Origin of the sequence: Microcoleus sp. Pol10D4 (genome assembly GCF_036701555.1) — a bacterium.
Classification (GTDB): Bacteria; Cyanobacteriota; Cyanobacteriia; order Cyanobacteriales; family Microcoleaceae; genus Microcoleus.
In genome coordinates this window covers 103,092-118,361 of sequence record NZ_JAUBRA010000007.1, presented here as the reverse complement: position 1 = coordinate 118,361, position 15,270 = coordinate 103,092, and the positions used below count along the sequence as shown (strand labels likewise).

Genomic DNA, 15,270 nt, shown 5'->3' with positions numbered 1-15,270 from the left:
CTTGAACTTGCACCCTCACAACACCTCAAATTGTTGCGCTTCGGGATTTTCGCGGGATCGAAAATGAGTAATTTTTGGCTTAACAGTTGTCTGGATGCCAGCGACATTATACTATTATTTTGACAGAGATAGCAATCTTTTTGGGAAACGGGCGATGGTCTCCCGCCCCGCAAGCTACGGCTTTTTTTGCGCGAAGAACCACCGGCGGGACGCCTGTTCCACAAATGAAGAGAAAAGGAAGAGTTTACAAGTGCTGGGAGAATTGCTAGATATGCCTAAAGTTGGTTCCTGTCAAACAGAGGAACTGCTACGATATCTCGAAAGCTAGAGGAAGCATCAAATATGTCTGTGCTAGAAGCTGCTTGGAAACACGAATTTATCGCTACGAACGGCATCAAACTGCACTATGTCACTCAAGGTTCTGGGCCACTGATGCTGATGCTGCACGGATTTCCTGAATTTTGGTATTCTTGGCGGCATCAAATCCCGGAATTTGCATCAGATTATAAAGTCGTCGCTGTTGATCTCAGGGGTTACAACGACAGCGACAAACCTCACGATCAATCTGCTTACGTGATGGCAGAGTTTGTGCAAGATGTCAAGGGCATTATTCAGGGTTTGGGATACGAAAGTTGCGTCTTAGTTGGTCACGACTGGGGAGGCGCGATCGCCTGGAATTTTGCTTATGCTTATCCCCAAATAGTGGATAAATTAATTGTGATGAATCTACCGCATCCGGCTAAGTTTGCTGAAGGGTTACGCACTCCCCAACAATTGCTGAGAAGTTGGTACATCTTTTTGTTTCAATTGCCAGTTTTGCCGGAGTTGTTAATTCAGTTGGGCGACTATCAGGCAATTTCTGCTGCTTTGGAAGGTATGGCAGTTGACAAAAGCACCTTTAGTCCCTCAGATATCGAAGCTTACAAAGATGCGGCTGCCAAACGGGGCGCTCTGACTGCTACTATCAATTATTACCGCAATCTGGCTAGCGGATTTCTAGATCGCGCGAATTGGAGCGTGCTGCAAGTTCCGACGCTGATGATTTGGGGAGAAAATGATGCCGCCCTCGGCAAAGAGTTAACCTACGGAACCGCAGATTACGTCCGGGATTTTCAGATTCATTACATTCCTAATTGCAGTCACTGGGTGCAGCAGGAACAGCCGCAGTTAGTGAATCGGTACATGAGAGATTTTTTGGCAAGCAAAGCTGTTTGAGCTGATATTTGGCACTATTTTCCCCGGTAGCACTTTTTAGGAATTTATAGTCTTGGAGGCGCCCTGACGCTCGTAAACCGGGTTTTTTACCGAGATTGAAAATCTTAATTAAGTATTTTCGTAAAAAACCCGGTTACAAGTGAGTCTCGACGTTCACCGACTGCTGATTCCCTCCGTCGTGCGCCCGCTCATTTCCCATGGCTGAATGCGGTAAATTGCGATGGTCTCCGCACGCCCTTGCGAGTCAATCCAGGTGCGATTGATGGCGGGCGAAAGTTTGGGGTTGTGTTCTTTGACCAATTGCATCGCGCGATCGATGTCTTCCTGCTGCGTAAGGCGTTCTGCTCGCCCGTTCACGACTACGCTGCGCCAGTGTTCCATATCGCGGATTTCTTCCACTTGCAAGCAGACTTCTGGATTGCCGTCCATATACTTCGTTTTCATCCCGACTGTTGTGAAAATGTATATGTCCGAATCTTGGAGATAATAGTGCATTGGCAAAACGTAGGGATGCCCTTCAAATACACAGCCTAGGTGTCCGTGTCCTACTTGCTGCAAAAGTTCTTGTATTTCTTTTGAACTCATTTCATCAATATCTAACATTGTTATGCTCCTTTAAGACTTACTCTAGAGAAATCCATCGATATTTTAGGTTGCTTCACCAGTGGGGCTTTGGGTCTAATTATTGCGCTTTTGATGCGCCTGTTTTGTGGCTCTAAACAAGTATATAATTCCACTAAAAGTAACCTGGGTTAGTCACAAATATCATCTACCTTTAGACCGAGATATTTTTTTTCGGAAAATTTGTATGATTTTGAAAATAAACCCTCGGCAATTGCTGAGGGTTTAATGTTTTTATTGGCGATCGTCTAATTAATTAATAAAAGCGTTTTTTCCTAACCGGACTTAAACAAATTTTCAGCCCAGATAAAGCCCAAACTCGCTTTATCTGTAGCTTGGGCGTCCATGTTTTCTTGTTACCAGCGAACAAAAGGCGATCGTCCTCTGGAATGCTCTGACACTAGATATAATCCGTGCTCAAAAAACATCGCCGCATAACCGCAGCGCGCAATTTAGGGATGGTTCACGCTGCGGTTATGCGGCAAATGCGATCGGCTTGATGCTGATGAGCCGCCCTGTCTGGCGTGACTGCCGAGCCTGGTATATAACTCCCTCAAACGCTTGAAATCTCGTATTTTGTGGGTGAACACTGCCCTCATAGCCTATTGGTACGATCGATCGACTTTACCTCATCCTACGGACTGGCGATCGGCAATAAACCTAGTTTATTCTTAATCATCTGTTAAAAGAAGAAGCTTGACAGGGCTGGTTAATAGAGTAACAATTTTTAAAGCCTCAAGCCTGAATTCCGAATCCCTAGACTATTAGAGAGATTTTAAGACCTACCTTGACAGGGCTGGAGGTTAAGCACTATTTCTAGAACTAAAAACTGAGAACGGGATAGCTGTCTTTGAAAGTGAGTCTGATAGAATTTAGGTAACATATATTTTGATAGGTCGAGTGTAACTTTAGTTTGACCTATCTTTTTTAACACAAGCCTATCAAATATGATCCCTGTCTGGGTTTCCAGCGGCGTTGTCACCCCGCCAGATACTTAACGCAATTTATAGGATTAATTGTTATACCCAAATATTTTACTGGGGTTGTTCGAGGTGAACCTTCACTTTTGACTGCTACCTGTGCTATTTTACTTTATGTGTTAATTCTTGAAATTGGTATAGTTAATGCTTTTTTATTACGACAGCTAACAAACTCGATAGCCCGTCGAGTTAGATTAGCGAGGGGTGTCTTTACCTCGGCCATAAAATAACCTAAATTAGTAGTTAATAATCAAGTGTTATCAAAAACTAGAATTCTGAATTTGTTTCTAGGCCTTTTAATTGCCCTCAGCCTAGAGTTGTTCAGCGGAACGACAACTTTTGCTCAAAACATCGAAACAATTAAAATTTCCGGTACTGCTGCGGGTGTCAGCACTCGCTACATTGGTGCAGTCGAGGGCAATATCAATTTTGACATCAAAGATTTGCAAGATTTGGGAATTAATACCTACCGCATTTACGGCGGGATGTCCCGGTGGGAAGCTGAAGACGACGACGGTAAATACGGTTGGCCATCTATTGACGAAATTAAGACAAATCCAAATATAATTAATTGGGCGCATTGGGATCAGATTATGACTAATCCGCCCCAGGGTAGCGATTATTGGTGGTCGGGACGACCAGGTACGGTTTGGCAAGGCAATGCCAGGACTATTTTTAATAGTCTCAAACAAGCAAATATTCGCCCGGTGGTGAGTATTCGCAATGTTGATAATAACTGGAATCCGAGTTGGGCACTGCAACTGAATCCGCCGCGCACAGGAGAAGATTGGAACGAGTGGTGGGAACACGTTTTTGCTACGGTTTATTGGCTGAATGTTCGCAATGATTACCGCGTTGATGATTGGGAAATTCACAACGAACCGGACAATCGCGATCAGGGTTGGGGCGGGACTAGGGCTGACTATTTTGAATTGGTTAAGGTGGCAAAAGATGCGATCGACTTTGTTTATAAAACTTATTTGCCTTCGCGCACTTACCGCATCCACGGCCCGAAAACCATAGGCGGCAGCAATTGGCCGGCTAGTGCTTTGCAGAAAATACCGAATTATTTCGATACAGTCAATGTCCACAACTACGATGCAGATATTTCTAACTACACTCGCAAAGTGCGCGGCTGGATGAACGGTACTGTCCGCGCTAACTCGCAGCTTTGGGTAGGAGAATGGGGAACTTACAACATTAGCTATGGCGATTTATCTTTAGCTTTAAATTTGATTAAGAATTTGATTCGAGGTTCTGAACCCGGGGATAATTATATTTACGGAAGTCACATATTCTGTTTGTACGACTGGGGCAAGCCCGCAGGGGCGGAAGGTTTGCTAGGGGACGGGGGAAAACGGCGCGCGGGCTACTATGCTTTGCGGATGGGAATTAGGGCTTTGCAGGGCGGGAAAGCTACCTTTTTTCCTATCACTAACAGTTCGGATTTAATGGCAGTTGCAACTCTTGATGCTAGCAAGAATGTTTACTTGCTGGTTGTCAATGACCGAGCGACATCTTACACTGTTAATGCTGATATTTCGGAGCTGATAAAAACTGGTAATGGCACGGTGCGGGAGTTCAGTTCTAAAACAATGGATGAGGTTGTTGGTAGCTTAAGGCTCAAGGGCGGCAATGCAAGTTTTGCACTGGCGGGGAACAGCGCTATTCTCATTAAGTTCGATCGCCAGAATTGAAGCTCAAATCCTCTGGGCCATAATTGGGATAAGATAGAATTAGTTATGCTCAGAATTATTTATTTTCTGCCTGCTTGGCCTTGGAACCCTGGAACCCTTGAACCCTCGAACCCCTAATTGCACAGTTGCCATACCTAAGTCGTCCTGTTGTGATTCCCCTCCTGTCGCTGGTAAATTGGTAGCGTGCAGGTATCTTGCCTCAAACAGAATGCGAGCGAGAGTTCCGTTGAGGGCGAGAAAGTAGGGTGCAGTCTAGACAATCGCAGAAATTCTTGCTCGTAAACCCGCAGCAGTTAGGCTAGGCGAGGAATTACCCGCCCGCCTTCATCTGGGCCCTCTGGCAGATAGCATTGGTTCTGAAAGTCAGAAGCCGTCAATTCTCAGGATATGGCACGGAATTAATTTTAAATGCCAAGATGCTGGAAGTAGGGGTCAGTTTAATCGTACAGAAACTTTGAGCGCGCTTGGAAATCTCGCGGGCCAAGCCTCTCAATCAATCTGCTGCTTGCGATCGGGTTTTTCCAACAAATATCACTTTTATGCCCCCTGATGTTTATTCCCTCCCTCAGTCAGGTCATCAACCGCAATCCCCTCACAGTCACCCCTGAGACGCCTGTAGAAAAGGCGATCGAGCTGATGAGTAGCACAGGAGCCAGTTACGTCCTCGTGGTAGAACCGCGCGGGAATTCTCAACTCGGAAATCCTATGAACGGGACTTCCCCACAATCGCGGGAACAGTCGGGTTTCTACAACGGTGTACCGCGTGCGCTACACGCAGGAGGCAACGGGCTGCCTCTCAACGGCTCAAAAGCTCCCTATGCGGGCGGCCAGACAGTGCTGGGGATTTTTACAACGCGAGATATCGTACAGCTAAATTCGATCGGCGCTGCTTTGAGGGGATTTGCGATCGAGCAAATCATGATCAGAACCGTAACTGTAGCCCGAGAATCGGAAATTCCCGACTTTTTTGCCTTAGCAAATGTGCTGGAGAAAAATCAGATTAGCCATTTGCCCGTCGTCAGCGACACTGAAGAACTTGTTGGTTTAATTAGCTCTCAAAGCTTGGTGCAAATGTTGCAGGGAATTGGGGAATCGACACCAAAAGCAATTAGCAGCGCTTCGCCACCTGCCGCTTTCGCGTTCCCTCCGCCGCTGCCAATTCTGCATCAGAAATTAGAGCTACCTGCAAGTTTAATTAAACTTTATCAAATCCCTCAAATAGCAGGCTCACGAATAATTCACGCTCCTTCTAATTCTTCGGTTCGCTATTTGGCGCAACTGATGTTTAGACACAATGTTAGTTATGTATTAATCACTGAAACCCCCGATCAACACTCGACTGGTGCTGCTCACAATTCCAAATTTACAAATCCCAACATTCACAAACTGGTTGGGGTGGTAAGTTCGCGGGATATTGTGCAGTTGCAGGCCCTGGGAAGAGACTCTAACAAAATTAAAGCGGGAGCAATTTGCAGCAGTTCGCCCCCGCTGGTGCGATCGCACTCTAGCCTCGAAGCAGCCGTCGCGCTGCTGCAAAAACACTACTGCCAGTTGCCTTTATTAGTCATCAACGAAACAAATCACCCGATCGGGATTATCAATCCTAAAACTATCCTTTTACAAGCGCTGGATTCAAAATCTCTGCATTCTGGCTTAATTGCTTTGCAGCGCCAGCTAGAATCTAGCAACGCTCAATACAAAAAACTCTCAGCAGAAATACAGCGGACAGCAGCAAATAGCCACGAGATAGCTGAAATTTCTCACCACACTTTCGTAGAGCGGCCAAATCTCCCCCCAGCAGTCAACAATCAGGGGATTTGGGACTGGAATCTCGAAACAGATGAGTTTTTTTATTCGGCGCGGTGGCAAGAAATGCTGGGCTACCAAGAAGGGGAAATCTCGAATCGCCGATCGGAATGGTGGAGTCGCATCCACCGAGATGATATTGACTCGGTAAAGGCAGCTTTAGAAGAACACTTCGCCCAAAAGACACCGGATTTTGCAGCCGAATATCGGATGTACTGTAAAGACGGCAGCACTGTCTGGGTGCTGAACCGAGGTCAAGTTTTACGCAGCGCTACTGGCAAACCGCTGCGGGTAGTAGGAACTCATACAGATATTACTCTAAACAAGCAGTTTGAAGTCAAAAACCGCGAGCATGATCGAGAACAATTCCATCTATTTGACTCTCTGAAAGCAACAGTAATTTTCCACATTGATGCGGCGGGGGTTTGGAAATTCCTCAACCGCGCTTGGACGGAAATTACGAATTTTCCGGTTTCCGAAAGTTTGCAAACTAATTTTTTAGAGTGGGTGCATCCAGATGAGCGCGAGCAATGTGCAAATTTATTGGAGTCTTTGCTGTCGGGGAAGTCGGAATTTGAACGGCGAGAACTGCGATTTAAGTCTAAGTCGGTTTCGGGCAAAAATTCCTTGGGAATTCACAGTAATTCCGGCTTTGTTTCCGTAGAACTATTTGCCCAAGTCCGGCGGAATTCGCAAGGCGAAATAGCGGGAATTTTCGGGACTTTGCACGATGTCTGCAACCGCCTCGAAGGAGTTGAGGAACTGCGGGAAAGTGAGCGGGCAATTCGATCGCTCTACGAGGTAATGGTGAGTTCGGAAGGCTCTTTTGACGATCGAACGATGCGGTTGCTGGCAATGGGCTGTAGTCAGTTTGGGATGGATATCGGGCTGTTGGGGAGGGTTTTGGGCGATCGCTACGAAGTGATTGCGGCTTATGTACCGGAAGATTTTCCCTTTGGATTTGCTAAAGGAGACGGTTTTGCTTTGAGCAGAACCTTTGAGCGAGAGGTTTTGCGATCGAGCGAACCTATTTCTGTCGAATCAGCCGGCACTACTCAGTGGCGCAACCACCCCGCTTACAGCGTCCGCAAGTTGGAGGCTTTTGTGGGCACGAGGGTAATGGTGCAAGGGCGAATTTTTGGTACTTTGAGCTTTACTTCTCGCACCACTAAATCTCCTTTTAAACCGCTAAATTTTGAAATTTTAAAGTTGATGGGCAATTACATCGGCGCAGAAATTGCCCGCGAAGAGCGAGAGCGAACTTTGCAACGTCAGTACCAGCGCGTTTTACTACTCAAACAAATTACTCAAAAAGTGCGATCGACCTTAGACACTCAAGAAATTTTTCAAACTACCGCCACCCAAATCGGCCGCGTATTTGGTGTCAATCGCTGTACAATTCACACCTATCTTTCTGAACCTTATCCCCACCTTCCTTGCGTTGCGGAATACTTAGAACCCGGTCACGAATCGGCTTTAGATTTAGAACTTTCTGTCACTTATAACCCCTACACAGAAAAACTCCTCGCTGAAGATATAGCCCTAGCATCTCCCGATGTGTTTGCCGATCCTTTGCTGGAATCTTCGGGGCCGATGTGCCGCCGCATCGGATTAAAATCTATGTTGGCTGTTCGCACTTCCTATCAAGGAGAACCGAATGGAATTATTACTTTGCACCAGTGCGATGCAACTCGGCAGTGGAATCCCGACGAAATTGAACTATTAGAAGATGTTGCTGCTCAAGTCGGCATTACCTTAGCTCAAGCACAACTTTTAGAAACCGAAGTTCAGCGACAGCGACAGTTAGCAGAGCAAAATGAAGCTTTGGATCAAGCACGACAAGCGGCGGAAGTTGCTAATAGAGCTAAGAGCGAATTTTTAGCGACTATGAGTCACGAAATTCGCACTCCGATGAATGCGGTAATCGGGATGACGGGCTTGCTGTTGGATATGGAACTAACTCCAGAACAGCGGGATTTTGTGGAGACAATTCGTACCAGCGGCGATGCTTTGCTGACTATTATTAACGATATTCTCGACTTTTCCAAGATTGAATCAGGAAAATTGGATTTGGAACGCAGCCCCTTCGAGCTGCAAAACTGTATAGAAGAATCTCTGGAATTACTGGCTCCGAGAGCCTCAGAAAAAGGTTTAGAGCTGGCTTACTTTATTGATGATTCTGTTCCGAAAAACATTTTAGGAGATGTCACGAGACTGCGCCAAATTTTGGTAAATCTGCTGGGCAATGCAGTTAAGTTTACAGAATCTGGAGAAATTGTGGTGTGCTGTACGGCTAGGCAAATTGAACAGGTAGCTGCTAATAGTTCACCAGATAAAATTAATATTCTAGCGCCACAACCGCTAGCAATTAATCAGGGAGAGTTGGCACGTAGCAAACAATACGAGATTCAATTTGCTGTCCAAGATACGGGAATTGGCATTCCGCCAGACCGGATGGATCGCCTGTTTAAAGCTTTTTCGCAGGTGGATGCTTCGACAACGCGACATTACGGCGGGACGGGTTTGGGACTGGCTATCAGCCAGCGTTTGAGCGATATGATGGGCGGTACAATGTGGGTTGTCAGCCAGGTTACTCCGGGAAGTTTTAAGTCTCAACCGGGAGTTTCTGGGATCGGACAAAGTATCGCTGGAATGTCGCCTGCAGAATTTACTCCGCCGTCGATGTCGGGTTCGGGTTCGATTTTTTATTTCACGGTGACTGCGGAAGCGAATGACATCCGGGCTGAGGAAAAAAGGCCCGAATTTGCCGCTGGTAAGCGCTTGTTAATTGTTGAGCATCATGCCATTAATCGGCAAGTTTTGATCCGGCAGGCAGAGTCTTGGGGAATGATACCCGTGGCTGTAACTTCGGGTGCTGAGGCGTTGGAAATCATCAAAGGAAATTCGCCGCTCGATTTAGCTATTTTGGCGATGAATCTACCAGATATGGACGGTGTGGCTTTGGCTGTGGAGATTCGGAAATTTGAGCTGAGCAATTTGTCCGGCGGCGACGGTCTAAATCCGAATGTCAGCGTTAAAAGCCCTCGCAAAATAGCACTACCTTTGGTGCTGTTTACTTATTTAAGTAAGGCCGAAGTTTGGAAAAAACTTGAAACTACAGAAGTACATTTTTCCGCTTTTTTAACTAAGCCTTTAAAACAGTCCCAGTTTTATAATGTGTTGCTGCAAGTTTTTGGATATGTTACTGGCAGAAGCGGCAGGGGAGAAGTTTCAAATGTGGTGACTTTGACTTCGGGATTGAAGTATTTTGAAAATTCTCAAGAACAACACCGCGTGCAGCGGACGCCTGCTGTTTTGAGGCAGGTTGCGACGAATTCTGCCGGACAGGATGCAACTAATTCTGCTCAGATTCGGATTTTGCTGGCTGAGGACAATGTGGTGAATCAAAAAGTCGCTACGCATTTACTCGACAGGATAGGATATCGGGCTGATATTGCAGCTAATGGGTTGGAGGTTTTGGAGGCCTTGAAGCGGCAATCTTACGATGTTGTGCTGATGGATGTGCAGATGCCGAACATGGATGGGTTGGAAGCGACGCGCCGCATTTGTCAGGAATGGCCTGCTAACAAGAAGCCGAGAATTATTGCGATGACTGCTAATGCGATGCAGGGCGATCGCGAAAAGTGTCTGGAAGCAGGTATGGACGATTATATTACTAAGCCGGTGCGCCGGGAAGAGTTGGCGATCGCCTTGAGCAAGTGCTCACCTCTGAAGCGGGATGAATTGGATGCGGTTACTGAGCAAAACAATCAAGATATTTCTGATCACATTGACAGTGATGCTGCGGCATCTTCGAGCGTTCAACCGGGAGCCGATTCGCCGATTGATTTTCATATTTTGCAAAATCTCCGCGAGCTAGACGATGATGAAGACCCAGATTTTTTGGGGGAGCTGATTAAGATATATTTGGAAGACGCACCGCAACATTTAGAAACTATTAAGGAGGCTATTTTTCTGGGCGATGCTGATAGTTTGAAGCTGGCTTCTCACACGCTGAAGTCGAGCAGCGCCAATTTAGGAGCCGTGTCTTTTTCTGCTGTTTGCAAGGAGTTGGAGTATATGGGCCGCGTGGCAGTTGAGTCTGGAGGAGAACAGGTTTTTGATGTGAGTACGGCGCGCGATCGCCTGTTGGAAGCCCAAGCGGAGTGGGAAAAGGTGCGAGCGGCTTTTGAGACGGAATTGGAAACGGGGAAGTTGCGATCGCAAATAGGGTAATTTGTTATTTTTTATTTGTTGGTTGTTATTGGTTATTTGTCAGTTTCAATAACCAATTACCAATGCCCAATGCCCAATGCCCAATGCCCAATTCCCAATGCCCAATTCCCATATTTAACTTTCACCTAAATATGCTTTGCGAACAGTTTCATTTGACTGCAAATCGCTAGCAGTACCAGCGACTACAACCTGACCAGTTTGGATGACATAGCCGCGATGGGCTACACTTAAAGCCATGCGGGCGTTTTGTTCCACCAGTAAAATAGTTGTTCCTTCAGCATTAATATCACGGACGATCGCAAAAATTTGACTGACTAACATCGGTGCCAATCCCATACTCGGCTCGTCCAATAATAACAAGCGGGGGCGCGACATCAAAGCCCGGCCGATCGCCAACATTTGCTGTTCGCCACCGCTGAGAGTTCCCCCTTTTTGACTAATTCTTTCTCGCAAACGAGGAAATAAATTTAATGCTTTTTCCATATCGGACTTGATACCGAGAGTATCGTTGCGGAGATAAGCGCCCATTTCTAGGTTTTCTTGCACCGTCATGCGCGGAAAAATCAACCGCCCTTCGGGACTTTGAGAAATCCCCAAACGGACGATCGCCTCTGTAGATAGTGCTTCTAAAGGCTTTCCCTCAAATAATACAGTGCCTTGGCGCGGGCGCAGCAGTCCTTGAATCGTGCGGAGAGTGGTCGTTTTCCCCGCCCCGTTGCTGCCGATTAATGTCACAACTTCTCCCTGCGAGACTGTTAGCGATACTCCTTTGAGAGCGTGGATATTTCCGTAGTAAGTGTGAATGTCTTTAATTTCCAACATAATTACTCTTTCTGCTTTGTGCTTTATTATATTATCCAGACTAATTATAAATTTTTATTGCATTTATTTAAAATTAACTTTTTTTAGAGTAACCAGTAATTTTACTTAGGTCAACACCAGCCTTAGCGCCCATACAATGTATTTTTAGTAGCTGTGGCGACCAACTTTACATAATTTTTACTTAAACACAAGCTTTCTTGACAGTAGCTTTACAAAAATCTCTAAGTAAATAGGTAGTATTAATACGTAAGCGAAACCAACCGCTACATTACCAAGAACAGCACTTAAAATTTTTCAAATTTAAGGAAATTTACCATGAAATTACATCACAGTACCGGAGCGATCGCATTTTTATTAGCAACTCCTTTAGTAACCAGCTTGAGTGTAGGTATAGCGCCCAGCAGTGCTGCCACAATAGCAGGTTCAGCAGCAGCAGTAACGATTGACAACTTCAGTCACGCACCCACTGACACAGGTACATCTACTAACACTAACGCTGAGACAATAGCTAACAACGGTGCAGTCATGAGCAAAGTGAAAGCTGAGGCATTTTTTATATCTAACTGCCACGAATTGCTGGCAGCAAATCTCTCGCAAAGTGCAGTCATAGGCAGCGGGAATAACTATTCCGGTTTCGCCCAAAGTCAAGCAGCAGTGATCGGCGACTTCTCCATTGATGCTGAAGAAACTTTTTCCTTCACTTTTCAGACATTTTTAGCTCTTTTAACATCAGTTAACAACCCCCAATCCGAACGCGCCAGGGCGAATGGGAGTATATCTTTCGGCGTGATTAACACTGTTACTAACATTTTGTTAGACTCTTTTCAATTTGCCATCGGTTTAGACTCTTCTAGTGGCTTTTATGCAGATGCCTTCGTTAGCAACAGCTTTAGACCCACACAAATTAACTTTAATTTTCTGGCTCAAGAAAATGCAGCAGCTAGCCTGCTGTACACTTCTGGGGTATATTCGCGGACATTCAACAGCGCTACTAACTTAAGGTTAGTAGAACTTAAGAACAATATCGCAGAGACAGAAGCAGAAGCAGAAGCAGAAGCAGTTCCCGAACCGAGCACAGTATTAGGTACTGCAATATTTTTAGGATTGTTTGTCAGGCAGAGAAAACACAAGAAAACAATGTCGGAAGTCAAATCAAAAGTTTAGGAAAAACCCCAAATGTAAATCCGTAGGATGTGCAAGGCGCACATTTTATGGTTTCCATTGAATTGCTCGTTATAAAATGCTGTCGCCCTGGGCGGGTTGATAAATATTATCGGTTTGAAAGACAGATTTTTGGTGAAACCCGCCCCTAATTTTATTGCGGTTAATTGGTAGAACATTATATCGCTTCTTCCGAGGATAAACACTGCCGACCTCACTTATCTGTCGGCACACAATACCCATTAATCATGTCCATCTTCTTCTTTTCCTAAATATGCCTCAATTACGCGGGGATCTGAGCGAACTTCGGCCGGAGTTCCCTCAGCAATTTTAGTACCGTACTCCATAACACTCACGCGATCACTAATTCCCATCACCACCTTCATATCATGTTCAATCAGCAAAATACTCAAATTCAACTCATCGCGAATCCGATAAATAAAGCGAGTTAAATCAGCCGTTTCGTTCGGGTTCATCCCCGCCGTAGGTTCGTCCAAAAGCAGCACTTTAGGATCGGAAGCCAAAGCCCTCGCAATTTCCAATCTTCGCTGGTCGCCGTAGGAAAGGTTTTTTGCCAACTCCGACGCTTTAGCAGCACCTAAACCGACAAAATCAAGCATAGTGAGCGCTTTTATTTTAGATTCCCGCTCCTCAATCATCGCAGCGGGAGGGCGGAGGATTGCACCCAACAAACCTGTTTTCAATCGGCAGTGTCTACCTACTAAAACATTATCCAGGACAGTCATGTTGTTAAACAAGCGGATATTTTGAAAAGTTCTAGCAATGCCGAAAGTTGTCAGGCGATCGGGCGGTAAACCCGTGATATTCTTCTGTTCCAAAAGCAACTGACCGCCACTCGGTTTGTAAATACCCGTAAGCATATTGAAAAAAGTAGTTTTGCCCGCACCGTTGGGGCCGATCAAACTGGCGATCGAGCCTTTTTCCAATGTTAAACTAACCTGGTTGACTGCCGTCAAACCCCCGAATCGCATTGTAAGTTGCTGTGCTTCTAATAATGACATTTTGGTTGTGTTTCCTGATATTAGTTAAGTTGTTAAAGAGTTGCCCCTTGAGTTTTAGGACAAAAACAGTGGAAAATTAAATGAGAGACAGTTCAGCTAAGGTTTAATATCTCTCCAGCGTCTAGCTTCAATGTGGTGCTGTCTTAGCAATCGGTTAAAGTCTTCGGTATCAGTTGTTGCAATGATTACATCTATTCCTATTCTCTTAATAATGATGGCTTGAGCGGCTATAATTAAATCTGCATCGTGGGCTGCATAAGAATTATTGCGTGCAAAAGCCCATAGCTCAGCCGCTTCTTGCATTACGTTGCCCTCTTCGCAAGTCACTGGAAAATGTGTAACCCCTTTTTTTGTGATTAGCGCATCTAGCCTTTGAATAGCTTTAATAGCTTTTTGTTTCTCTTCTGATCCTGATTGGCGATCGCTGATTCGTCTGAGATGCTCGCGCCTTGCTTCATAGTTTGCGATTTCGGATATAACTACAGGAGTGTTTTCATTTATTAGCGTCGTTAACCAGTCATCACATTCACTTGCTTCTAGAATCGATTCCTTAACTTCGCTTTTAGCGTTTTGAGCCAACCTAGTTTTGATTTGCTCAAGATCGGGATGTATGAGTTGTCCGAGGACACCCGTATCTAAAAAAATTAACGTACTCATGAATTAGGTTGCTAGTTGTCCGATAGCTTTTCCAGCTCACGAAGGTCCTCTTCACGCCAGGAATGCAAAGTTTTAAGGAGTTCTTTTTTATCATCTGTTTCTATGGCATTTTTAGCTTCTTCATAGAGTGCTTTATACGAGAATTTTTTGCGATCGTGTCTATCAATTTCCCACAAAATTGCTTTGGCTGCATTTCTTATGGCTATAGCTTGGCTGGTGATTTCATCTGCTGGTCTTTTCTTGGCATAATCTTCAAATGTTTTATAGCTGATAAATGTCTGAGCTAGATCTTTGGCTAATTCGCGACCTCTTTTGGTAAAGAAGCTTAGATAATTTTCTGCAATATCTAATAAATTGATGAGTCCTGTGTAAAACAATCCTAGTTGCTTTACTTCGTTGTCTTCAAGAGATGCAGCAAGCATATAAAGTTGGGCAGACATCATTGTTCTAGATATTTTAGCCCAAAGTTGTACATTTTCTATGCCATCAACAGCTTCCTTCGGGGCAAAGTCTTTGTACTTTGTCTTAAATGCTTCGAGGCTACGTTCAAGTTCTTCTAAGCTTTTATGTCTCTCAGAAGGATTGCTTTCTGATTCAATATGGAGATAAAGGTCGTAGATTGACAGCAGCTCTCTAAGACCCTCCTCTGGTGCCAGAGCATCTTGAGATTGGAATGCTTTTTCTAAGGATTGTTGTATCGCTGCAAATTGTTCTCCAACTCCCTTAATTTCTTCGGTGTAATTGCTTTTTTCAATGATTTGTTTTGTCGCTAAAGTCATAGCTTTGAATAATTGGAGGGATTCCGCCTTGGCCAGACGATACAGAGGATGGCTAATCCTGGTGCCGTGACGGTCAAGCTGGTTAATTCCTAGTTTAGCCTACCTGAGACATTGGCAAATACTTTTGGAGGCATTAGGGTACAGCATTGATACACGCCAAACAAGGAACCGAGCCCCGACTTCCTTAATTTGACACGCACCGAGGCGATCGCCTCAGTGCCCTTATGCAACAAAAGTTAATGAGCGTGCTATTTACTTTTGTCCGACTACTTAC

Annotated in this window: 10 protein-coding genes; 5 read left to right on the top strand and 5 right to left on the bottom strand. The window is 45.1% G+C overall.

What is annotated here, in order from left to right; all coding sequences use genetic code 11:
- Positions 1–94: 94 nt before the first annotated feature.
- Positions 95–328, top strand: coding sequence for a hypothetical protein (locus QUA36_RS06275; protein WP_333456198.1), 234 nt, complete (start codon positions 95–97; stop codon positions 326–328).
- 14 nt (positions 329–342) lie between these two features.
- Complete coding sequence (locus QUA36_RS06270) at positions 343–1,215, top strand: alpha/beta hydrolase (protein WP_333456196.1); 873 nt, start codon at positions 343–345, stop codon at positions 1,213–1,215.
- A gap of 153 nt (positions 1,216–1,368) precedes the next feature.
- Here QUA36_RS06270 and QUA36_RS06265 read toward each other — a convergent pair whose 3' ends face one another.
- Positions 1,369–1,818: a pyridoxamine 5'-phosphate oxidase family protein gene (locus QUA36_RS06265; RefSeq protein ID WP_333456194.1), complete on the bottom strand. Its 450-nt coding sequence runs from the start codon at positions 1,816–1,818 to the stop codon at positions 1,369–1,371.
- A gap of 1,252 nt (positions 1,819–3,070) precedes the next feature.
- Between QUA36_RS06265 and QUA36_RS06260 the strand changes: the two genes are divergently transcribed.
- Together QUA36_RS06260 and QUA36_RS06255 are read left to right on the top strand one after the other, a co-directional pair.
- Positions 3,071–4,513: a hypothetical protein gene (locus QUA36_RS06260; RefSeq protein WP_333456193.1), complete on the top strand. Its 1,443-nt coding sequence runs from the start codon at positions 3,071–3,073 to the stop codon at positions 4,511–4,513.
- 549 nt (positions 4,514–5,062) lie between these two features.
- Entirely contained in the window at positions 5,063–10,555 is a 5,493-nt protein-coding gene (locus tag QUA36_RS06255) for a response regulator (protein WP_333456191.1), read from the top strand.
- A gap of 114 nt (positions 10,556–10,669) precedes the next feature.
- On the opposite strand, the gene QUA36_RS06250 is transcribed toward QUA36_RS06255, so the two are convergent.
- Positions 10,670–11,377, bottom strand: coding sequence for an ABC transporter ATP-binding protein (locus tag QUA36_RS06250; RefSeq protein ID WP_333162984.1), 708 nt, complete (start codon positions 11,375–11,377; stop codon positions 10,670–10,672).
- A 315-nt stretch (positions 11,378–11,692) separates the two neighbouring features.
- On the opposite strand from QUA36_RS06250, the gene QUA36_RS06245 reads away from it, so the two are divergent.
- Positions 11,693–12,541, top strand: coding sequence for a PEP-CTERM sorting domain-containing protein (locus QUA36_RS06245; RefSeq protein WP_333456189.1), 849 nt, complete (start codon positions 11,693–11,695; stop codon positions 12,539–12,541).
- A 239-nt stretch (positions 12,542–12,780) separates the two neighbouring features.
- Here QUA36_RS06245 and QUA36_RS06240 read toward each other — a convergent pair whose 3' ends face one another.
- From QUA36_RS06240 to QUA36_RS06230, 3 genes are all read right to left on the bottom strand, one after another.
- On the bottom strand, positions 12,781–13,560 hold the full coding sequence (locus QUA36_RS06240; protein WP_333456187.1) for an ABC transporter ATP-binding protein: 780 nt from the start codon (positions 13,558–13,560) through the stop codon (positions 12,781–12,783).
- A 96-nt stretch (positions 13,561–13,656) separates the two neighbouring features.
- A complete protein-coding gene (locus QUA36_RS06235) occupies positions 13,657–14,217 on the bottom strand; it encodes a hypothetical protein (protein WP_333456185.1) in 561 nt (186 codons plus the stop codon).
- 11 nt (positions 14,218–14,228) lie between these two features.
- A complete protein-coding gene (locus tag QUA36_RS06230; protein ID WP_333456183.1) occupies positions 14,229–14,996 on the bottom strand; it encodes a hypothetical protein in 768 nt (255 codons plus the stop codon).
- Positions 14,997–15,270 lie beyond the last annotated feature (274 nt).